The 20,544-nt window shown below is 39.9% G+C and carries 22 protein-coding genes; 15 read left to right on the top strand and 7 right to left on the bottom strand.

What is annotated here, in order from left to right; genetic code table 11:
• Window positions 1–21 precede the first annotated feature (21 nt).
• The 7 genes from FTU17_RS03750 to FTU17_RS03720 all read left to right on the top strand — a co-directional run bounded on the left by FTU17_RS03750 (window position 22) and on the right by FTU17_RS03720 (window position 7,448).
• Entirely contained in the window at window positions 22–1,242 is a 1,221-nt protein-coding gene (locus FTU17_RS03750) for an MFS transporter (RefSeq protein WP_180134722.1), read from the top strand.
• 235 nt (window positions 1,243–1,477) lie between these two features.
• Window positions 1,478–3,649 carry a bifunctional mannitol-1-phosphate dehydrogenase/phosphatase gene (mtlD, locus tag FTU17_RS03745; RefSeq protein ID WP_180134721.1) on the top strand — a complete coding sequence of 724 codons (2,172 nt, stop codon included), beginning with the start codon at window positions 1,478–1,480 and terminating at the stop codon, window positions 3,647–3,649.
• A 190-nt stretch (window positions 3,650–3,839) separates the two neighbouring features.
• A complete protein-coding gene (locus tag FTU17_RS03740; protein ID WP_373684052.1) occupies window positions 3,840–4,514 on the top strand; it encodes a 2'-5' RNA ligase family protein in 675 nt (224 codons plus the stop codon).
• Window positions 4,511–5,032, top strand: a complete 522-nt coding sequence (gene cobU / locus FTU17_RS03735) for a bifunctional adenosylcobinamide kinase/adenosylcobinamide-phosphate guanylyltransferase (RefSeq protein ID WP_180134720.1) — start codon at window positions 4,511–4,513, stop codon at window positions 5,030–5,032. The genes FTU17_RS03740 and cobU overlap by 4 nt, the downstream gene beginning before the upstream one ends.
• Window positions 5,029–6,081 carry a nicotinate-nucleotide--dimethylbenzimidazole phosphoribosyltransferase gene (gene cobT, locus FTU17_RS03730; RefSeq protein ID WP_180134719.1) on the top strand — a complete coding sequence of 351 codons (1,053 nt, stop codon included), beginning with the start codon at window positions 5,029–5,031 and terminating at the stop codon, window positions 6,079–6,081. Before cobU ends, cobT begins: the two co-directional genes overlap by 4 nt.
• Entirely contained in the window at window positions 6,082–6,705 is a 624-nt protein-coding gene (locus FTU17_RS03725; RefSeq protein ID WP_180134718.1) for a histidine phosphatase family protein, read from the top strand.
• Window positions 6,702–7,448 (top strand): adenosylcobinamide-GDP ribazoletransferase, encoded by a 747-nt coding sequence (locus FTU17_RS03720; protein WP_180134717.1) that lies wholly within the window; start codon window positions 6,702–6,704, stop codon window positions 7,446–7,448. The genes FTU17_RS03725 and FTU17_RS03720 overlap by 4 nt, the downstream gene beginning before the upstream one ends.
• Before the next feature lie 67 nt (window positions 7,449–7,515).
• On the opposite strand, the gene FTU17_RS03715 is transcribed toward FTU17_RS03720, so the two are convergent.
• Window positions 7,516–8,226 carry an LrgB family protein gene (locus FTU17_RS03715; RefSeq protein WP_171262654.1) on the bottom strand — a complete coding sequence of 237 codons (711 nt, stop codon included), beginning with the start codon at window positions 8,224–8,226 and terminating at the stop codon, window positions 7,516–7,518.
• On the bottom strand, window positions 8,223–8,675 hold the full coding sequence (locus FTU17_RS03710) for a CidA/LrgA family protein (protein ID WP_180134716.1): 453 nt from the start codon (window positions 8,673–8,675) through the stop codon (window positions 8,223–8,225). The genes FTU17_RS03715 and FTU17_RS03710 overlap by 4 nt, the downstream gene beginning before the upstream one ends.
• A gap of 97 nt (window positions 8,676–8,772) precedes the next feature.
• On the opposite strand from FTU17_RS03710, the gene FTU17_RS03705 reads away from it, so the two are divergent.
• Both FTU17_RS03705 and FTU17_RS03700 read left to right on the top strand, forming a co-directional pair.
• Window positions 8,773–9,672 (top strand): LysR family transcriptional regulator, encoded by a 900-nt coding sequence (locus FTU17_RS03705; RefSeq protein ID WP_180134715.1) that lies wholly within the window; start codon window positions 8,773–8,775, stop codon window positions 9,670–9,672.
• Between the two features lie 149 nt (window positions 9,673–9,821).
• A complete protein-coding gene (locus tag FTU17_RS03700; protein WP_180134714.1) occupies window positions 9,822–10,301 on the top strand; it encodes a helix-turn-helix domain-containing protein in 480 nt (159 codons plus the stop codon).
• Between the two features lie 82 nt (window positions 10,302–10,383).
• On the opposite strand, the gene FTU17_RS03695 is transcribed toward FTU17_RS03700, so the two are convergent.
• From FTU17_RS03695 to tusD, 4 genes are read right to left on the bottom strand one after another with little or no spacing between them, the layout of a single operon-like run.
• Window positions 10,384–10,695: a TusE/DsrC/DsvC family sulfur relay protein gene (locus tag FTU17_RS03695; protein ID WP_111884335.1), complete on the bottom strand. Its 312-nt coding sequence runs from the start codon at window positions 10,693–10,695 to the stop codon at window positions 10,384–10,386.
• Between the two features lie 48 nt (window positions 10,696–10,743).
• Window positions 10,744–11,031 carry a DsrH/TusB family sulfur metabolism protein gene (locus FTU17_RS03690; RefSeq protein WP_078190986.1) on the bottom strand — a complete coding sequence of 96 codons (288 nt, stop codon included), beginning with the start codon at window positions 11,029–11,031 and terminating at the stop codon, window positions 10,744–10,746.
• 14 nt (window positions 11,032–11,045) lie between these two features.
• Complete coding sequence (locus FTU17_RS03685) at window positions 11,046–11,396, bottom strand: hypothetical protein (protein ID WP_180022111.1); 351 nt, start codon at window positions 11,394–11,396, stop codon at window positions 11,046–11,048.
• 45 nt (window positions 11,397–11,441) lie between these two features.
• On the bottom strand, window positions 11,442–11,810 hold the full coding sequence (gene tusD, locus FTU17_RS03680; RefSeq protein WP_180134713.1) for a sulfurtransferase complex subunit TusD: 369 nt from the start codon (window positions 11,808–11,810) through the stop codon (window positions 11,442–11,444).
• A 301-nt stretch (window positions 11,811–12,111) separates the two neighbouring features.
• Between tusD and FTU17_RS03675 the strand changes: the two genes are divergently transcribed.
• From FTU17_RS03675 to FTU17_RS03655, 5 genes are all read left to right on the top strand, one after another.
• Window positions 12,112–12,708 carry a phosphatase PAP2 family protein gene (locus tag FTU17_RS03675; RefSeq protein WP_180054847.1) on the top strand — a complete coding sequence of 199 codons (597 nt, stop codon included), beginning with the start codon at window positions 12,112–12,114 and terminating at the stop codon, window positions 12,706–12,708.
• Window positions 12,709–13,225: 517 nt separating this feature from the next.
• Window positions 13,226–14,233, top strand: a complete 1,008-nt coding sequence (locus tag FTU17_RS03670; RefSeq protein ID WP_180003741.1) for an SDR family NAD(P)-dependent oxidoreductase — start codon at window positions 13,226–13,228, stop codon at window positions 14,231–14,233.
• Window positions 14,234–14,431: 198 nt separating this feature from the next.
• Window positions 14,432–15,826, top strand: coding sequence for a class II fumarate hydratase (gene fumC, locus FTU17_RS03665; protein WP_180134712.1), 1,395 nt, complete (start codon window positions 14,432–14,434; stop codon window positions 15,824–15,826).
• Between the two features lie 362 nt (window positions 15,827–16,188).
• On the top strand, window positions 16,189–16,680 hold the full coding sequence (locus FTU17_RS03660; RefSeq protein ID WP_078193829.1) for a hypothetical protein: 492 nt from the start codon (window positions 16,189–16,191) through the stop codon (window positions 16,678–16,680).
• Window positions 16,681–16,886: 206 nt separating this feature from the next.
• Complete coding sequence (locus FTU17_RS03655; protein WP_180134711.1) at window positions 16,887–17,489, top strand: nitroreductase family protein; 603 nt, start codon at window positions 16,887–16,889, stop codon at window positions 17,487–17,489.
• A gap of 155 nt (window positions 17,490–17,644) precedes the next feature.
• On the opposite strand, the gene FTU17_RS03650 is transcribed toward FTU17_RS03655, so the two are convergent.
• Window positions 17,645–19,432, bottom strand: coding sequence for an acyl-CoA dehydrogenase (locus tag FTU17_RS03650; RefSeq protein ID WP_180134710.1), 1,788 nt, complete (start codon window positions 19,430–19,432; stop codon window positions 17,645–17,647).
• Window positions 19,433–19,554: 122 nt separating this feature from the next.
• Between FTU17_RS03650 and FTU17_RS03645 the strand changes: the two genes are divergently transcribed.
• Complete coding sequence (locus FTU17_RS03645) at window positions 19,555–20,541, top strand: GlxA family transcriptional regulator (RefSeq protein ID WP_180134709.1); 987 nt, start codon at window positions 19,555–19,557, stop codon at window positions 20,539–20,541.
• Window positions 20,542–20,544 lie beyond the last annotated feature (3 nt).

Genomic DNA, 20,544 nt, shown 5'->3' with positions numbered 1-20,544 from the left:
TAAAAATGGATAACAAAAATAATGGATCGAAATAACAAACTGTTTATTGCTGCCAGTCTTGCCAATGGTGCAAGTTTCTCGATGATATTGCCGCTGTTGGCGCCATTGGTTCGAGAGTTAAAGCTTTCTGAACTACAAGGCGGAGCAATGGTTTCCGTTGGTGCGCTGCTGATGGCCATCGGTGCCATTTACATTTCAAAAAATCAATCTAAGTTTTCGATTTATCAACTCTTGAGTATCGGTTTTGTGGGCATGGCTGTGACATGGGGGCTATTTACAGCTGTGTTGATGTATGGCCTTACTGTTCAGATAGGGATGTTGCTGCTGTTTAGTTTATTGATGTTGTCACGCGCAGCGACTGGGATATTTATGGCGATGCCACAGATTGCCTTGCAAACTTATGTGATGACCCGATTTAGTAATGAGCAGCAGCGTTCACAAGCAATGTCAAAATTCGGTGCATTAAATAGTGCAGGCGTGATCATTGGTCCATTTCTAACCACCTTGCTGCTAGGCTTTGGTGGAATCATGACGCCGCTTTGGGCAGCAATCATTATTTTAGCGTTGATTTCTGTGGTCTTGGTGTTCAGCTTTGACCGACATACAGAACAGCATAGCGTTGAAAAGCCAGTGACAGAAAAGCATGAGTCACCATCTACAGATTTGAGCATTCAGCAATGCTATCCATGGTTAATGTTGGGATTCAGTCTCTATCTTGCCATCGTGACCGTAAATTTAACGGCCGGGTTTTATATTCAAGACCGCTTTAATATGACTGCTGCAGAAGGCGCAGTGCATTTTGCAGAATGTTCTCTCGTCGTAGGTATTGCTTTGGTGATTATGCAAACGCTGATTTCTAAGTATTTAAATTGGTCCGTATATCGCTTACTGTGGGTTGGGCTGTTTAGCATGGCAGCAGCCTTGCTGATTTCGGTTTTCACCACTGAATTACAGATATTTCAAGCTACATATCTTTTATATGGTATATCGGTTGCATGTTTAATCCCTGCATTTACAACGGGTGCAGCGCAAACGGCGCCCAGTGCGTTACAGACTAAGGTGGCAAGTTGGTGTACAGCCACTCAGGCTTTGAGCTTTGTTGTCGGGCCACTGATTAGTACGGGTTTATATCAGTGGCACAAAGAATTTCCGTATTATTTTTTATTTTTAGTGATGCTTGGTTTAATCGTATTCTTTTTATTTCAAATCAAAACTCAAACCGTCAAGCGAGTAACTGGGTGAAATATGCAGAGACTTGTATACTTACTTCAATAGGTCGGTGTGAAGATAGGACTATCCTGACAATAGTGGGTTTTGATTACATGATGTTACTTGATCAGTGGTTAATCTTACAAAATAGATGTTTAAAGCAAGCACTTTGATTAAAAAATAATCACAATTGTTTCATTAATTCTCAAAGTACTGAATCAATAGTTTTCTCCGTTATTCTTTTCACATAAAAAATAACGGAGGTTAAATGCTTAAATTTAATAATGATTTGGTTCTGGGCGCCATTTTTGATATGGATGGAACAATGTTTGATACTGAACGTTTACGGTTTCAAACATTGAAACAGGCATCTCTTGAATTGACCGGTGTTGAGTTTTCCGAATCATATCTGATGAATTGTTTGGGGTTAAGTGCACAAAGCGCGCATCGATTGGCCCAAGCTGAATATGATGAAAACATTCCATACGCAGATATTCGCAAACTCGCAGATGAATTAGAGTTGGAGCATGTTCGTCAGTTTGGTGTACCGATCAAAAAAGGCTTGGTTCAAGTATTAGAACGCTTACGTAAGTCAGGACTGAGGATGGCCGTGGCAACATCGAGTCGCCGTGCAATCGCAGAAGAATATCTCATCAATGCCAATGTGTATAAGTTCTTTGATGTCTTAGTCTGTGGCGATGAAGTTGAAAATGGTAAGCCACATCCTGAAATATTCATGCGTGCTGCCGCAAAGCTGAATTTAAATCCTGCTGATTGTTTGATGTTTGAAGACTCGGAAAATGGTGTGACTTCGGCCTTTGAGGCTGGCGGTATTACCGTACTGTTTAAAGATATTAAATCGCCCAATCAAAACATGCTGTCCAAAGCCAAATATTATTATGAATGTATGTATGACTGTTTGTCGGAACTTGACCCGTTCACTGCGCATTTAGAGATGCCGCATGTGCAAGAGGCTTTTCCACAAACCCTTAATCAGCTCACTGTTGGTATTCATGGTTTTGGGGCGATTGGTGGTGGCTATTTAGCTCAAATTTTGTCGCATTGGGATGGTTATACTCGCCCGAAAAAAATCTATGCATCGACTCGTAACCCTTTATATCGCTCTGCGGTCAATGCATTTGGTACCTATAGTATTCGCTATGGTCAATTGTCTTATGACGAACGCATTGAAAACATGGCAGTCATTGATGCTGAAAATATTCAGCAGATGCAAGAGATGTACACAGAGTCGAGTTTGGTTGCCATCTGTTTGCCTGAAAAAGCGATTGCGGAAGAAGCTAAAACCATTGCACAAGGCCTGTATGCACGACATATTGCAAATGATGAAAAAGCCATAGAACCCCTAACGATACTCATCATTTTGAATAAAGTCGGGGCAAAACAATTATTAATGTCACATTTAAAACAGGCTTTAACTGAGCTTGCCGGAGCGGTCGTTGCTGAGAAAATCATGCAACAACACTATTTTTGCGATACCGTGGTCAACCGCATGGTATCTAAGTTGAGTGACCAAAATTTATATCGTCAGCTCCGTATAAAATATAATATTTTCAAACAATTTCAATTAGATGAAGTTGAAGTGGATGCTCAATTAGACTTAGAAGATGCGACGAAATTAAATCCTGATCAGGAGCGTCAAGCTACTTTATATGTTGAGGATATGCGACGCAATTTTCACCCAAGTCATATATTGCAAAGCATGGATTTAATTTTATTCAATGCTGAGTCTGACATGCCGATCTATGTAGAAAATAACAGTCCTTTGTTAGAAAAAATGCGTCAAATGATTTTGGTCGATCATATTGAAGATATTCAGCTAATCAAAAATCGCTTATGGAATGGCGTACATGCCATGTTGGCTTGGCAATCTGCACTGTTCAATCATCAAACCATAGGTGTGGCACTTGCAGATCATCGTGTTGATCAATTTATGCATGAACTCATTGACGAGGTGCAGGCTGGTTTAGCACGATGCTTACCTAATCGTGCTTTTGATTTAACACGACTGGCAGAAAGCTTTATAAACTCTTGTGAACATGCGTATAAAGATCCATGTGCGCGTGTGGCACGAGATCCTTTACGTAAACTTGCAATTAATGAACGAGTGTTGGGCTCGTTGGCGACCAATCTGAAATATGGACTGGAGACAAAGCACCTACAGCAAGGGATTGTCTATGGTTTGATGTATGCCGTGAGTGTAAATCAATGTTCGATGGAACAGGTTATCAACTTTATCCAGTTGCAATTTTCAGAACTGAAAAAGACCAACGAGCTTGAACAACTGGAACGTATTGAACAGATTGAGGCCAATGTAATGATACAGTTGCAGCATTTTTCTGATCAGTCCACAGAGCAGTTTACATCTTGGAAAAACCATGCTGTAACGCAAGATCAGAAAGATACTGCGAAATTTGCCTAAAATATAATGCTTATCTGTGCGCAATATATATTGAATCAAAATGCTGAGTATGACTCGGCATTTTTTTCTTACAAAGATGCTTTAGATGAATGAATTTCAGCTTTAAATGAATATTACTAAATCAAAATTGGGCAAAGTCTGTTTTGATTCATGCTTTAATAAAGCAGATTAAATTTAAAGTGATTTATCTGTGTTTTTAAAACCCTCAATGCAAGTCGTACCGACGCTCAATCAGGATTATCCCGATTGGCATCAAGGTCGTCAGCACTATGCTTTGTGGTATATAGAAATACAGGATCCTGAATTATTGGCGTATCTCTCAGCACTTCGAGCGCAGTTTTCAGATCTTTTATACACGCCAAATACGCGCCAATTTCATATTACCGTGTTTATTTGTGGCTTTATTGAAGAGTTAAAGAAAACCCAATTAATCGATCATTCTGAACAACGATGGAATGATAATTTCTCAGCAGATGAATTGGCACTGCACCAACAACAACTTCGGCGGTTATCGCTAACCAATATTCGGTTACGTACAGGTCAGATCAATAGCTTTCAAAGCGCGCTGTTTATTGAAATTGTGGATTTAGAACGTAAGTTAGACCATCTACGTCAAGCTTTGAATTTTAGTTCGAATGAAATTGCACCGATCGAATATTGTCCGCATATTACATTGGGCTTGTATAAACAGGCGTGGAATAGCGATGATATTTTTGAAAGAATCCAACAAGTTGAACAGCACTGCTTTGATTTTGAAAGCGAGCAACTGACTTTTGGTCATTATCATGCTCAAGTACTACAAGGGGCATTAAGTCCTTATTATCAACATCAGTTCAGACAAAATATAGAGATGGCACAGTCATGATTCATTTCATTTTGGGTGGGGCGCGTTCAGGTAAGAGCCGACTTGCAGAACAAAAAGCCAAAGAAAGTACTCAAGCCGTCATCTATGTGGCTACAGCACAAGCCTATGATGATGAAATGCAGGAGCGAATTCAGCATCATCAAGCAGACCGACCTGAACATTGGGGGCTGATTGAAGAGCCTCTATATTTAGCCGACCGCTTAGTTGAAATAGACCAAGCGCATCAAACCATTCTTATCGATTGTTTAACGCTGTGGATGAGTAATGTATTGCTGCATGAACAAGCAGACTTTCAACAGCATCAATGCCAAAAATTACTTACGGTGCTGCCAAAATTAAAGTCAGACATTATTTTAGTCAGTAACGAAACTGGGCTGGGCGTTGTTCCCATGGGACAAATCAGTCGAAAATTCGTCGATGAATCTGGGCGCTTACATCAACAACTGGGTCAAATTGCTGACCATGTGGTGTTTTGTGTTGCAGGTTTTCCAATGATCTTAAAAGGAGATAAAGCATGAACTGGTGGCAAGAACCCTGTCAAAATCCGAGTATCGAAGCTAAGCAACAGGCGGCAAATCACCAGTTACAGCTAACCAAACCTACGGGCTCACTTTCAGAACTTGAAAATGTTGCGGTACAACTTGCATCATTACAAAACACGGATCAGCCCAATATCGACTTCCCATGGATTAGCATCTTTGCAGGTGATCATGGTGTGATGGAAGAAAATATTTCGGCCTATCCTCAAGCTGTCACACGCCAAATGCTACAAAACTTCACGACCGGTGGTGCATGTATTAGTGTCATTGCACGTGAGTATCAAGCCAAACTACAAGTGATTGACTGTGGTTCGGTAGGTGAAGTTTATGAATATGCAGGGGTAGAGCGCTACTGTATTGCAGCGGGTACAGCAAATTTTGCTAAAACTGTTGCGATGAGCGAATCACAATGTATTGAAGCGATGAATCTTGGCCGTAAAAGTGTTGAAGATGCTATCGCTGCAGGTGCGTCTATTTATGTCGCAGGGGAAATGGGCATTGGTAATACCTGCTCGGCCTCTGCTGTTGCATGTTTTTTATTTAATGAGCCGGCCGAAAAACTGACAGGTGTTGGTACAGGTATTCGTGCTGAACAATTGGCACATAAGAAACAAGTGATTGATCAAGCTTTAGCTTTACATCAGGACTATGTCGGCCAAGATGTCTTTAAAGCTCTATGTGCTGTAGGTGGTTTGGAAATTGCCGCAATGGTTGGAGCATACATTCGCTGTGCGCAATTGGGTTTGGCAATGGTCGTGGATGGATTTATTAGTACGGTTTCTGCCTTGGTCGCTGTTCGTTTAAATCCTGCTGTACGTGAATGGATGCTTTTTGGTCATCAATCGGCTGAATATGGGCACCAACGTTTACTTCAAGCCCTTGAAGCTGAACCACTTTTAAAGTTGAATTTACGTTTAGGTGAAGGCAGCGGTGCCGGTGCGGCATTGGGTTTAATTCGTTTGGCATGTCGTTTACATAACAACATGGCAACTTTTGCACAAGCTGCTGTGATTGGTGAAAAAGTTTAAATGGAACATTTCCGTTTAGATATATTGCGTCATGGTGAGACTGAACTGAGCCATACCTTACGTGGCTCTACAGATGATGCTTTGACGCAAAAAGGTTGGCAGCAGATGCAGCAGACCATAGATGATGTATTGAACGTCATTCATACACACGGTTTAGCGAGCTGGGATGTCATCATTACTTCTGACTTACAGCGCTGCCGTTTATTTGCTTTAGATTTGTCTCAACAACTTAAACGTCCAATGTTTGAAAATGCGAAGTTTCAAGAAATGCATTTTGGCGACTGGGAAGCGGTATCAACCAAGCATATCTATGAAAACACTCCAGAGTTACTCGCACAGTTTTGGCAAAGTCCCAGCACATTTACGCTACCGAATGCAGAAAGTCTTCAGCAATTTCAACAAAGGATCTTAAGCGGTCTAGATGAGCTAGTCTTGCAGGCTCAACAGCATCATTGGCAACGCGTTTTATTGGTTTCCCATGGTGGTGTGATTAAATTATTAAAATGTATGGCACAGCAAAGTCACTTAGATGATTTATTAAAAATGACGGCTGAATTGGGACAATTAAATTCATTCATTGTGCAAAATCGTGCAAATATTCGTCTTTTGGAGCAAAGTGAATGACACCTTTTTGGATTGCTCTACAGTTTCTCACGACTTTCCCGATTCAACTTAAAGCGATGCCATCGAAACAGCAAAATGGACAATCTTTACTGTTTTATCCAGCGGTGGGATTGTTGATCGGTGGCATTCTTGCCTTGCTTGCTTTTACATTGCATAGTCTGCCGATTATCTTACTCAGCAGTATTTTGCTGGTAGTTTGGATTTGGCTCACAGGTGGATTACATCTAGATGGTTTAGCTGATACGGCAGATGCGTGGGTCGGTGGGTTTGGTGATGCCGAGCGTACACTTAACATCATGAAAGACCCTGCATGTGGGCCGATTGGTGTGTTGAGCCTCGTCGTGATTTGCTTACTCAAATGGTCGGCGCTTTATGTTTTGCTACAACAGCAAATGTATTTGGCATTAATTGTATTTCCAGTATTAGGTCGTTTAGCCCCTTTATTTTTGTTTTTAACAACTCAGTATGTTCGTGAAAAAGGCTTGGGCTCATCGATAGCAGCAACTATTCCACGCAAGTCGGCATACCTGGTCTTTATACTCTGCCTAAGTGCATGTTTGTATTTTAGCTGGACTGGAGTGGTGAGTATATTCGCGTTTATTTGTACTTTACTGTATTTGCGATGGAAATTTATTCAGCGTATAGGTGGTGTGACGGGAGATACAATTGGTGCAGCAATTGAAATCACAGAAGTGACGAGTCTTTTAGCGTTTGTCATTGCACTACATTATATAATTGCTTAGTTTTTACAGTGAAATGACTTAACTCACAATTTAAAAAAAGCCCAGCTAATGCACTGGGCTTTTTATTTTATCCTAATAGATAAATGACCAAATGAATAAGTGATGGCCCAAGCAATACCATAAAGACCCCAGCTAGTACCATGCTCAAGCAGGCTGCAACACCTTCTTCTTTATGACGTGATAACGCCTTACTTGTACCAAATCCATGTGCAGCATTGCCAAGAGCCGCACCTTGCGCAAAGCGTGAATGCAATTTAAGCCCAGCCAAAACTAGGTCAGCCAAAGCCACGCCGGCAATCCCAGTAATCATGGTAAATAGAATCACCAATTCGACTGAACCCCCAATATTCGAGGTAAGTTCCATGGCAAAGGGGGTAGAAATGGAACGTGCCATTAAGCTATAAGACGTTTCTTGGTCAAACTGAAACAACTGTGCCAAATAAAAAGCACTGATAATTCCTGCTAACATGCCAATCACGATGCCCAAACTAATACTCAGCGCATGCTGACGGATAATTTGCCGATATTCATAGATGGGAATAGCAAAGGCCACAGTTGCCGGGCCGAGCATCCATACAATCCATTGGCTTTCTTGCATATAGGTGTCATATGAAATATGAAAGCAAAGCATGAGTATAATCAGCACAAACGGGACGAATAGTGCAGGGGAAAGAACCATATACGGTAACTTACGATGTAGCTTTTTCGCCAAAATATAACCGACAAGGGTCAGGACGAAAAACAATACAGAGATGCTGTTCAACCCAAAATCGTTCATAAGGTTTTACCTGCTGTGTTGACATCATGATCTGTCGCAGTTTGGTGTTTCGATTTAAGTTTTGCCTCGAGTTTAAAGCCCCAATAAACCGTAAATGCTGTAAACACCATGACACAGACGGTACCCAGTACCACGGCTAAAATTAACTGCCAGCCAGAGCTGAGTAATAAATCTTGATATTTAATTAATCCAACTACACAGGGGATAAAGAATAGAACCAGTTCAGCCAAAATAAAATCTGAGCCTTGTTTGACCCACTGCATTTTAAATAAACCACTCAATAATGCGGCTAATAGCAGCAATAAACCAATCACGCCAGCAGAGATCGGCAAGTTAAACCAAGATTGAATGCAAGAGCCGATCCACCAGATCAATATCAATAAACTTAGCTGCGCTAAAGTCTTGAGAAACTGGGTAATTTTGGAAGAAGATTGTGGAAGCGTATCCATGAGACAACAGTAGAATAGGAGATGACGCTATTTTAAAAGTGCATACTCTGTATAATTATGAATAATTAATTATTAATTATGCTTAAATGGAATAATAATGGACATTAAAAGCCTAAAAGTCTTTGTGACCATCGTACAAAAACAGAGTTTTAGTCATGCAGCAGAAGCGCTTTTTGTCACTCAGCCGACCATTAGTAAATTAATTCGTCACTTAGAAGACGAGATCGGCGTGCCTTTATTTCATAAAGGAGAAGCAGGTCGAAAAAGGGAAGCACAGCTCACCTATATGGGAGAGCAGATTTATCAGCATGCTTTAGTGATTTTGAATGAACAACAACGGATGCTTGATACTGTCACCCAAGTTCGCGCCTTAAAACAAGGTAAATTGACTCTAGGTTTACCGCCATTGGCATCGGTGTTGTTCAGTCAGTTAATCGCGCTGTTTCATAAAAAATACCCCAATATTGAACTGAGCTTTTTTGAGGTAGGGGCGACGGGTATTGAAAATGCCATTTTAAAAAAACAGGTCGATGTGGGAATTATTTTGGGTCACTTGAAACCGGTGTTAAGTGGTATTCCAGTGATGGAGTCACCTTTATGTTTATTATCTAAAAAAAACTCACAGTGGCGTAAGCGAAAAACCGTTTCGTTGATTGAATTAAAAGAAGAATCCTTTTTATTGTATGACGATACCTTCACACTCAATGACATCATTATACAGGCGGCAAATTACGTCGGATTTGAGCCCAATGTAGTGTGTAAAAGTAGCCAGTGGGACTTCATCGCCAAAATGGTAGATTCAAATGTCGGGATTGCACTCCTGCCTAAAATTTATTGTGAACAACTTGATGCGGCAAAATACCATATGGCTGAATTAGAAAATCCAAACCTAGACTGGAAACTCAGTATGGCCTGGAATACCACTGTTGCCATGAGTCCCGCAACGCGTGCATGGCTAGAAATCATTGAGGACAATAAAGACAAAATACATTTTTAGTTCATTTACAGATCAAGCAGATAAAATGAATGCGTTGAAACGATGGTGGATTTATGATTTGTACATCAAAGATTATTGAAAAGGATTTTGCAAAATCAACAGGCATGAATTAAATTGGGTGTTGGTCGTTATTTTTGATGGTTCATAAAATGAAATGGGATGATATTGGTCAACAACCGTGTTCAATCGCTCGTGCGCTTTCTGTGCTAGGGGACCGTTGGACCATGTTGATTATCCGTAATGCATTTATGGGCATCCGACGTTTTGATGATTTTCAACAAAATTTGGGTGTGACTCGACATGTGTTATCTGACCGCCTAAAGCGTTTGGTCGAAGAAGGTATTTTGACCAAAGTTGCTTATTTAGAGCGTCAGGAACGTTTTGAATATCGACTGACTCAAAAAGGCTTAGACTTGTATCCAATTCTTCTAGCCATGACGCATTGGGCCGATCAATATATGGATCAGGGCTTGGGATCACCTGTTGAATATGTCCATCAGACATGTGGTGAAAAGTTTAAACCCGTTTTAGTGTGTTCATGTTGTGCAGAACCGATCCAAGCCAAACAGGTCAAACCAGTTTTTACCCAAGCCTATTACATCGTTCTCAATCAATTAAAACCTGCCTAAGCTGTTTTATGGCTTTCTTCAAGATGCTGATTTGCATCCATATAGCCAAAATAGCCTAAGCAGTATTTAGATTACTTTAAAATTACAAACAATTTGCAGGTTTAGGTATTCCCGCTAAACGACTTAAATGTCGAGCGACCAAACCGGTGTTAAATTTGTCTTGTAACACTGCATTATTAATATCAGCGCTCACGGTTTTCATTAAAAATTTAATGAGTGGGCGAGTTGCCGGTGAGTGACCAAACTGTTGATAAAACTGTCGTACAGCTTGTAAAACTTCAAAATGCCAAGGGCTTAACTCAAGTTCTAAACTTTTAGCCAGTTCTTGGGCAACAGCTTCATTCCAAATAGTGTAATCCACCAAATGGCCATCTTGGTCTAATTCAAGATTCATATTCATTCCAAAAGAGAAGATTGTAGAAATGGATCGCTTTTACTCAAATTATTTGAGTGAAATACATCGTTTAAATCTAAGGCATAGATCAGCAAAAGCGGCATAGTCGATCACTTTCATATGACTATAATTCATACTTTTACCTAAAATTTCAGCATCATTTTCAAGTACATAACATGTGCCAAATTGCTGAATTTGTTCATCTGCAATATGTAAGACTGCTTCACCCATCAGGATGATTGCATCTTCAGGGTTGATTAAACTGGCTAACTGCTGGATGTGCTGTAGGGTATTGGCATAGCTGGCTTGGACTAAATACAGCGTAGAATTTGACATCATCATTCCTCTTTTTACCAATACAACACATGATCGAATTGTTGAATCAATTCGGTATTGAATTGAACAAATTCGAGTTCTTGTTCACTGTTGATCACAAAAGGATGCTGTGAATTTTTTTGTTCAATATAAATCGGGGTGAGATCATAAAACTCAAAGCTATCAACCATGTTGGATGCGAGTTTAAATGCATGCTTGAGCTGATTAAACTCTTGTTCTGCCTGAAGTAAGCTCAGCGCAGCATCTTTGAGCAACACTTTAACGTCACAGCCGAAGGTTGCAAGCACCATGGTTGCAGAAAGACTTTCATGTACTTGTAAGCTTGCAAGATTTGCATGAGTTAAAACAACCAGTACAGATTTCACGTAATTTTCCTTTTCAATGCTACAAATGCGCGGCAATCAAAATATTTAGAATTGCAATAAACGGTCAGCAGCTTGTACGGCATCGGCGAGTTCGCCTAGGCCCACAAGTTCAAATTGCTCAGCTAGATTATGTTGCTGAATATTGTGACGCTGTGCATTTTCCTGATCTGTGATCCCACGTGCGAGCGCTGCACTTACGCAAACAGGTAAACGAATGCCGAGTTTTTGCCATTCACTACTGAGTTTGCGTTGATCATCTGGCACCCATTGCAGGGCATTTGCGACATTTACACCATCTTGATAGAAAAAAACCCGAAAGTTTTCGCCTTTTTGCTTCAGCGCTTGGGCAAGACCAAAAGCATGCCAAGCCAATATCGAAGTAGGTGAGGAGGTAATTAGTAATAGAGTACTCATCGAAATTCACTAAATGAATAAACGGTCTAGATCGACAGTTTGTTCTGAGTTCAGAAGAAAAAGCTAGTATACAATGATTTACTCAATGATCTGAATATTTGCAAAGTTTTGCTTATTTAGGCAGCGAAGTCATTGCCAATTTTTCTTCAAATATAACTTTGGGTTTATTTTGGATTCAGCCTCAAGCTAACACTTTTCATAAATAAACTGTGCGGTTACATACTGAAAAATCTTTATATGAATAAAACGCAATTTTTGATTTTGCAGAGTGCTATGATCTTTTCATTTTTTAAACCATCTCATGAATATAGAGAAATTTAACTTAAGTTTATTTAATTCAATCAATGCTTCGGACAATGCTTTAGATTTCACCATTTCTTTCGCCATATTTATAGCCAATGATCTATTTTATATCGTGATTCTTTTGATGTTTTTGGCTTGGTTTAAAGGCAATTTTGATATCAAAAAACAAATCGTTAAAGCCACTGTTTTTACAATCGTCGCATTTCTTATCAGCCAAGTGATTTCAAGTTTTTTTTACTATCCTAGACCCTTTGTCTTGGACGTTGGACGCACGATTATAGAACATTCACCGAATGGATCATTCCCGAGTGATCACATGCTGTTTTTTAGCACGATTGCATTTTCTTATATATTTTCAAAGCAAAAAACCGTCGGCTATGTATTTCTAGCATTCGCTTTTCTTGTTGCATGGTCGAGAGTCTATTTAGGTGTGCATTATCCAATGGATATGGCGGGCGCGTTGATCATCGCTGTTTTGCTTAATTTTGTCGGACTGTCTTTATGGCGAAGCTATGGTTTTCATTTGGTGAGCATGATCTTAAAAGTTTACGAGTTCCTATTCTCAGCCATGATTAAAAAAGGCTATATCCGCTAAATTAAGTTCGCCAAATATTTGCGATTTCAAAAGTTTGCTGCTGCTATAGTTACATTGCCAACATCTTGCCAGATGAATATTTATGATGATTCATCTGGCGTTCACATCCAGATCCTATACCTCAAAAAATAGTCAGACTGCTCAATGCTATTTGCTCATTCGATAAGATCATCTCTAATATTTTGTTGCTGTCTAACATGCTTCGCAATGTAACTATTATTAAATATCTTCTTCAAAAAGCCTTCAACTCAAATGCCACGAAAACTTGTGATGTCTTCTAAATGGATCGCTAGCGAGGTCATTTGTCGTAAATCAAATACAGTTAATATTCATAACTGCAACACAGTCAAAATTCCAAAGCAGTAAGATAAAACTAGAATGCTCTTGCAGATTGTTCGGCTCATGGAAAATGCTGAGGCGAGGTTTAATAATTTTGATCTGTAGAAAAGTTGGTGACGACACCAAGATGATGCCAAAGAGTTGTAAAAGCTTGATAACTATAAGGAGTATCTAAACAATGATTTTAGTGACTGGTGGTTTAGGCTTTATAGGCTCACATATAGCCTTGAGTTTAATGGCTCAAGGTCAAGAAGTCATTATTGTGGATAATTTATCCAATGCAAATTTACAAACACTTGAACGACTAGAATTTATTTCAGGCATGTATGTACCTTTTGTCAAACTCGATATTCGAAATACTCCCGCACTCAATAAAGTATTTGAACAATATACCGTCGATGCTGTCATTCATACGGCAGGCTTTAAGTCATTGGAAGAATCCGTCCTTAAACCACTTGAATACTATAATGATAATGTCAGCTGTATCATGAGTTTGCTGCGTGCCATGCAGCGAACAGGTGTACGAACACTGATCCATTTATCAAGTTTGGCGGTATATGGTCAGTCTTCGGCAGAATTAACAGAAGACACAGAAATCAATTTTACCTATCCAAATCCCTATGTGAAATCTCAACAAATGGTGGAAGAAATTATACGGGATACGGCACGTACCGATAATGAGTGGAAAATTGCGATTTTGCGTTTAGGAAACGTCGCAGGTGCTTTCGAACATGCAGTTTTAGGTGAGTTTGTTGCGCCATTGCCAAAAAATATCGTGCCGCTTGCGATGCAAGTCGGGGCTTTACAACGAGATTTTATCGAACTTCGCAAACAAGCTAAAACTGGAGATGGTACTGTGGAACGGAGTTTCTTGCATGTACTCGACTGTTGTAAGGCGGTGTGGCAATGTTTGCAATGGTTGTCGCAGCAGCAATTCGCCTGTGAGGCTTTTAATATTTCAGGTGAGTTGGTTTCGATACAGCAACTATTAGATACGCTTTCAGAAGTAACTAAGGCCGAGATTAAGACTGTCGAATCTACTTTTTATCCAAGCCATGAATATGACCAGCTTGGGGCAAGTACACAGAAAGCGAAAAGTACTTTTGATTGGCAGCCTGAACAAGATTTAAAGAAAATGCTAGAAGATGAATGGCGTTTCTATCAACAAACATTAAGAGGTAATTAACTCGTCTTGTATTGGAAAAAAATCATCATTGAGTATGATTTTCCTTATAAAATCACGATAAAGGTTATCATATAAAACACTTGTAATTGATAATGGTTATTATTTACAAACTTAAGCAAGTTACCTAAACTGTATTTATCAGCAGAATTTGATTCTGCACAGACGTTCAAGTTTATAGATAAGGATATGAGGTCATTTATGCAAACACGTATTGAACATGACACAATGGGCGATGTTGAAGTAACTAGCGATGCGATGTGGGGTGCACAAACACAGCGTAGTTTGCAAAACTTTAAAATTGGTGGTGAACGTTTACCGCGTCCAATGATTCGTGCAATGGGTCTCGTTAAAAAATCAGCAGCGATCACCAACGCAGCATTGGGTCAAATCCCTAAAGAACTTTCTGGTTATATCGTCAATGCAGCCGAAGAAGTGATCTCAGGTCAATGGGATGCACAATTTCCACTGGTAGTTTGGCAAACTGGTTCAGGTACGCAAAGTAACATGAACTGTAATGAGGTAATTGCCAATATTGCCAATCAAAAACTGGGTAATCCGTTGGGCTCACAAAAACCTGTCCATCCCAATGATCATGTCAATCGTGCTCAATCGACCAACGATTCATTCCCAACCGCAATTCATGTGGCTGCAAGCCTACAAATCAATGAGCTTTTAATTCCTGCAGTAACAAAACTTCGTAATACTTTAGAAGCGAAATCTAACGAATTTAAAGATATTGTTAAAATTGGCCGTACACATTTACAGGATGCAACGCCTTTAACATTAGGCCAAGAGTTTAGTGGCTATGTTTCACAGCTCGATCATGGTTTGAAGCGATTAAATCAAGCCTTAGAAGGGCTATATGAATTACCACTTGGTGGTACGGCTGTAGGTACAGGTCTAAATGCACATCCTGAATATGCTGTAAAAGCAGCAGCAGAACTTGCGAAGCAAACGGGTCTGCCATTTGTGACAGCGCCCAATAAATTTGAAGCACTTGCAGGACGTGATGCTGCTGTATTTGCTTCGGGTGCGTTAAAAACACTTGCTGCAAGTTTAAATAAAATCGCCAATGATGTGCGCTGGTTAGCCAGTGGTCCACGCTGTGGTTTTGGTGAGCTACGCATTCCAGAAAATGAGCCAGGCTCAAGCATCATGCCAGGGAAGGTCAATCCAACTCAAAGTGAAGCCATGACGATGGTGGTCGCTCAAGTACTTGGAAATGACACAACCATTAATGTTGCGGGTGCATCGGGTAACTTTGAATTAAACGTGTTTATGCCTGTTATTGCCTTTAACTTATTGCAATCTATTCAACTCCTCGGCGATGCATGTAATAGCTTTAATGACCACTGTGCAGTAGGCATTGAGCCAAACCGTGAAAAAATCGACCATTTCTTACATGATTCATTAATGTTAGTTACGGCGCTCAACCCAGTAATTGGTTATGAAAATGCTGCAAAAGTTGCTAAAACTGCATATAAAGAAGGCAAAACTCTAAAACAAGTTGCGGTAGAACTCGGTTTAGTCACGGCAGAGCAATTTGATGAAGTGGTTCGTCCTGAGCAAATGGTTTCACCCAATACCAAATAAATAGTTTTGAGATCATTCAATTAGAGTGTTTGAAAATAAAAAGAGAGGCTGACTCATACTCAGCCTCTCTTTTTATTGGATAACTTTTTAATTCTTTTTTATCGCTAAATACTGGCTAACACATATTCTTTTGAATCATAGTCATCTTGAAATGTATGTATATAAACAGGACGGTTTATTAAAAATAGGGCAACGAACAAAATGCAGCAAGGCCGGGGTATGAAGCGAGTAATTCATAGGATTGGGCTTTGAATTCATTGGCACACTTGTTAAAATGCCTTTCTTTTTCTGTTTTCGTTGCTATTTGACATTTGTTTGAATAAATATTTGCAAGACAGTGTTTTATTTAAGGATTTCCCCCAATGCTCACCATCTATTTGACAGATGTCCAAAAGAACGTTCAATTTAAAGACTATCCGGGCGAGCATCCTGTTAAATTTGTTTTGAATTTTAAAAAGATTTTCCCAAGTGTTATGGAGCTTTTGCTACCAGTTTTGCCTGAAAATGAAAATCTAGAAGAAATGAGCTGGGAATCGACAACGACAGATTTTGAAAAATTTAAATTGCTACTCAGTGGTTGGGGCGTAATCGAACTACGTTTGAATGCTATTGCCCAATATAAAGACCGTGCTTATGCAGATAACTTGGTAAAAAAAGCACAGCAAAAGCGCAAAGAATATAAAAAAGCACAGTCAAAATTACAAACTGTTGAACTGGATTATCTATTCATGCACGAAGTTCATGGTTTAATTGATGCAGAGTTGGTTGAGTTAGGTGAAAAATTCTATCTACCGACTTTACGTGAGCTTTGGAAAAACCAAGTGTCAGCGAATGTATTAGAAGCAAAATTCTAAACTGTACAAAGTTTTAGTCGAAAAATCCTCCGCTTAGGAGGATTTTTTATATGTACAGCAGAACTTCAGATTTACTTCGGCAAATGACTGTTTCATAGTGACTCATCAAGCAAGTAAAGCATTCAAAACATTTGGAAAGTCGCGATACTTATCATTCCAAATGTTTCTGACTCATCTGCACATTTTATTTTAAAGGACCATTTTATATGTCAAATCAGTTTATTGACCTGATTCGCAAACGTCGCACTATTTATGCTATTGGGGACAATGTAAGCCAAAGCACAGAATATTTAACTGATTTGATCCAAACAGCGATTAAACAAAGCCCGTCTTCATTTAACTCACAATCTTCTCGTGCTGTTATTTTATTTAATGGTGAAAGCGAAAAATTTTGGGGCTTAGTCGCTGACAAATTAAAATCTTATGCAAAAGATGAAGAAAGTGCTGCGAAGACGACGGCGAAAATGGCAAGTTTTGCAGCAGGTTTGGGTACAGTTTTGTTCTTTGAAGATTTAGATGTGGTCAGTGGTCTACAAGCACAGTTTCCGTCTTATGCAGAAAACTTTCCAATTTGGGCCGAACATTCAACTGCCATTGCCCAATTTGCGACTTGGACCGCATTGCATACCGAAGGTTTAGGCGCATCATTACAGCATTACAACCCAATTGTGGATGAACAAGTGCATGCTGAATGGGACATTCCTGCGCATTGGAAACTTCGTGCTCAATTGGTTTTTGGTTCAGTGGAAGGTGAAGCGAAAGAAAAAGGCTATATGGATGATGCCGCTCGTTTTAAAGTCTTCCAATAATTGCGATGTATAGCACTCAATTTTGATAAATAAGGAACGAAATCTAAGTTCTTTTTTTTATTGCAGTTTTATTGAAATAGATAGGGTTGGACAAGATTTTCATCCGTGAAAACCTTGTCCAGATTAGCCCATTGAGGACTGAGCTAAACGGGTGGCTAGAACCAACTTTCTTGCATGTTGAGGCAAGTATCATCAAGTTCTAGCAATAACTTGGCTTGGTGCTCTATTTCAGGTAATTCCCAGCGGATAAAATATTGCGCGGCTTGTAATTTACCTGCTAAGAATTGTTGATCTTCAGCTAAATCTGAATGTTCAAATTTCACAAAGGCTTGATTGGCCATTTCAAGCCATAGCCATGAAATGATGACTTTGCCCATCATGTCTAGATACAACGCAGAATTTCCCAGTGCCTGATCGACACGACCTTGGGCGAGGACTTGTCCCAAACTTTGTGTGATTTTCTTCACCGTGTTTAAATGCGCTGAAAAAATTGCTGCAAGCGCTTGCGTTTTTGGATGTTGAGCTTGATCAATCGTATTTTGCATACGTTGTAATAACAGCATCAAACCTTTGCTGTTGTGCTGCCAAAGCTTACGACCCAACAAATCCAAAGATTGAATACCAAATGTACCTTCATGGATCGGATTTAAGCGGTTGTCGCGATAACATTGTTCAAGCGGATATTCACGGGTATAGCCAGCGCCACCTAAAACTTGGATGGCTAAATCATTGGCTTTGGGTCCATAGGCGGAAGGGAATGATTTGACGACAGGGATAATCAAATCTAATAACAACGCGCTGTCTTCATTGTTAGCGGCTTGATGTTCATCAATTAATCGTGCAGCAAATAGGCATAATGCGAGTGCGCCTTCCACATAGGATTTTTGTGCCAAAAGCATCCGTTTAACATCTGTATGTTGAATAATATTGACAGGTTTTGAGGCAGGATTTTTATCTGATACTAAGCGACCTTGTGGACGGTTTTTGGCATATTCGAGTGACTCTAAATAGCCACGGTATCCAATCATGGCTGCACCTAAGCCGACACCGACTCGTGCTTCATTCATCATCTTAAACATATATTTAAGACCAGCACCTGCTTCACCAATCAGATAGCCTGTACATTGGTCTTTTTCACCAAAGCTCAGTACTGTCGATGTTGTACCTCTGTAGCCCATTTTATGTAATAAGCCAGCCAGTTGAACGTCATTGGCGCCTGCAAGTGAACCATCGCTCAGGGTTTTAAACTTCGGAACAATAAACAGAGATATACCTTTTACGCCCTGAGGTGCGTCTTGGATGCGAGCAAGGACCAAATGCACGATATTTTCAGTGATGTCTTGGTCACCCCCTGAAATAAACATCTTTTGGCCTTTGATGAGGTAGGTACCATCGGCTTGCGGTATAGCTTTTGTGGTCAAATCACCTAAAGATGAACCCACATCAGGTTCAGTCATGGCCATCGTTCCTGCAAAGCGACCACTGAACATATGCGGTACAAACCTATCTTTTTGTTCAGTCGTACCGAAAGCTAGAATCACATTTGCAGCCGCAGCGGTTAGAAATGAATAAGCCACTGATGAAGGATTTGCTGACATGAAATAAGCATTTGCAGCCATGTTGATCAAAGTCGGAAGTTGCATACCGCCTGCATCATAATCATGCTGCGCACAAAGCAAGCCGGCATCTGCAAATTGCTTCCATGCCGTTTTGACTTCTGCAATGGTTTTAACCTGTTGACCATCAAACGTAGGTTCGTTTTGATCGGCTGTTGCGTTATGTGGTGCAAAAAAGTCTTGAGCAATACCTTGTGCAGTTTCTAGGATGCTTTTGAAGGTTTCAGTATCATGCTCAGCAAAACGTGGGTAATGCGTTAAGTCTTGCGCTTTAAACACGTCAAATAGCAAAAAATTTAAATCTTTGTCATTGATTAACTGCGCCATTGCTCAATCTCTAATCGGGTTGAATTTTATGGCTTAAGCCTAGCAGTTGATTTTTAGATATAGAATTGTCAATAATGACACTTAATAAGTTAAAAATGACATTTTGATAATTTGAACTTTAAATGAAGAAAATCATAATTTTAGCATTTGATGGTGCTTTGGCTTCCGCGATTACTGGGGTTGTTGATCTCTTTGCAATGGCGGGTGTCAGTTGGAACCGGATCCAAAAACAGAATGTGCAGAGGCTATTTCAGGTTAAAATTGCCTCACAACATGGTCAAGCTGTGCAATGTATTAATGGCATCAAGCTTTATGCAGATTTAGCATTTTCTGAAATAACAGATGCAGATATCATCATTGTTCCAACGATAGGCGCGGCGATTTTAGATGTTTTAGCGCAAAATTCAGCACTAATCGAGTTATTAAAAACTCGTCAATTACAAAGCGGACTGATCGCAGGAAATTGTACGGGTAATTTTTTTCTGGCAGAAGCAGGGCTTTTAGATGGTAAGCAGGCAACGACGCATTGGGGCTTTCAGCAAATGTTTCGTGAACGCTATCCTTTGGTAAGACTGAATGCAGATCAGCTCATTAGCCATGACCAAAATATTTACTGTGCAGGCGGGGGCTTAGCATGGTTTGATTTGGGACTGCACCTAATCGAACGTTTTTATGGTTTTGAAACGGCAATCCACACGGCAAAATCATTTGTATTGGATTATCGTCGTGATAGTCAGTTGTCCTATTCATTATTGAAAATATCTAAACCGCATCAGGATGGTTTAGTGCAAAAAGTTCAAGATTGGTTGGAACAGCATTATCATGAAAATATAGTCTTAGATGAACTTGCGGCGCAGTTTAATGTGACAACGAGGACATTGATTCGACATTTTAAAACGGCTTTGGATATTCCTCCCAATCAATACTTACAATCAATACGGATAGAAGCTGCACGAAAGCGTTTAGAAGAAACGGGACACGCATTAGATCTGATTATGCGAGAGGTCGGCTATAGTGACCCAAGCTCATTTCGACGGTTATTTCAAAAAAAAACGGGGCTGAGCCCCTTAGAATATCGTCGACGTTTCAGCCGACGATTTGATGTTTAAATA

It is taken from the genome of Acinetobacter sp. YH12070 (assembly GCF_013419625.1).
Taxonomy (GTDB): Bacteria; Pseudomonadota; Gammaproteobacteria; order Pseudomonadales; family Moraxellaceae; genus Acinetobacter; species Acinetobacter amyesii.
This window is presented reverse-complemented; position numbering and strand designations above follow the sequence as displayed.

Excerpts from the sequence above, each read along its gene's own strand:
- FTU17_RS03750 (WP_180134722.1), top strand. The coding sequence starts at position 22 with ATGGATCGAAATAACAAACTGTTTATTGCTGCCAGTCTTGCCAATGGT.
- mtlD (WP_180134721.1), top strand. The coding sequence starts at position 1,478 with ATGCTTAAATTTAATAATGATTTGGTTCTGGGCGCCATTTTTGATATG.
- cobU (WP_180134720.1), top strand. The coding sequence starts at position 4,511 with ATGATTCATTTCATTTTGGGTGGGGCGCGTTCAGGTAAGAGCCGACTT.
- cobT (WP_180134719.1), top strand. The coding sequence starts at position 5,029 with ATGAACTGGTGGCAAGAACCCTGTCAAAATCCGAGTATCGAAGCTAAG.
- FTU17_RS03725 (WP_180134718.1), top strand. The coding sequence starts at position 6,082 with ATGGAACATTTCCGTTTAGATATATTGCGTCATGGTGAGACTGAACTG.
- FTU17_RS03720 (WP_180134717.1), top strand. The coding sequence starts at position 6,702 with ATGACACCTTTTTGGATTGCTCTACAGTTTCTCACGACTTTCCCGATT.
- FTU17_RS03715 (WP_171262654.1), bottom strand. The coding sequence starts at position 8,226 with ATGAACGATTTTGGGTTGAACAGCATCTCTGTATTGTTTTTCGTCCTG.
- FTU17_RS03710 (WP_180134716.1), bottom strand. The coding sequence starts at position 8,675 with ATGGATACGCTTCCACAATCTTCTTCCAAAATTACCCAGTTTCTCAAG.
- FTU17_RS03705 (WP_180134715.1), top strand. The coding sequence starts at position 8,773 with ATGGACATTAAAAGCCTAAAAGTCTTTGTGACCATCGTACAAAAACAG.
- FTU17_RS03700 (WP_180134714.1), top strand. The coding sequence starts at position 9,822 with ATGAAATGGGATGATATTGGTCAACAACCGTGTTCAATCGCTCGTGCG.
- FTU17_RS03695 (WP_111884335.1), bottom strand. The coding sequence starts at position 10,695 with ATGAATCTTGAATTAGACCAAGATGGCCATTTGGTGGATTACACTATT.
- FTU17_RS03690 (WP_078190986.1), bottom strand. The coding sequence starts at position 11,031 with ATGTCAAATTCTACGCTGTATTTAGTCCAAGCCAGCTATGCCAATACC.
- tusD (WP_180134713.1), bottom strand. The coding sequence starts at position 11,810 with ATGAGTACTCTATTACTAATTACCTCCTCACCTACTTCGATATTGGCT.
- FTU17_RS03675 (WP_180054847.1), top strand. The coding sequence starts at position 12,112 with ATGAATATAGAGAAATTTAACTTAAGTTTATTTAATTCAATCAATGCT.
- FTU17_RS03670 (WP_180003741.1), top strand. The coding sequence starts at position 13,226 with ATGATTTTAGTGACTGGTGGTTTAGGCTTTATAGGCTCACATATAGCC.
- fumC (WP_180134712.1), top strand. The coding sequence starts at position 14,432 with ATGCAAACACGTATTGAACATGACACAATGGGCGATGTTGAAGTAACT.
- FTU17_RS03660 (WP_078193829.1), top strand. The coding sequence starts at position 16,189 with ATGCTCACCATCTATTTGACAGATGTCCAAAAGAACGTTCAATTTAAA.
- FTU17_RS03655 (WP_180134711.1), top strand. The coding sequence starts at position 16,887 with ATGTCAAATCAGTTTATTGACCTGATTCGCAAACGTCGCACTATTTAT.
- FTU17_RS03650 (WP_180134710.1), bottom strand. The coding sequence starts at position 19,432 with ATGGCGCAGTTAATCAATGACAAAGATTTAAATTTTTTGCTATTTGAC.
- FTU17_RS03645 (WP_180134709.1), top strand. The coding sequence starts at position 19,555 with ATGAAGAAAATCATAATTTTAGCATTTGATGGTGCTTTGGCTTCCGCG.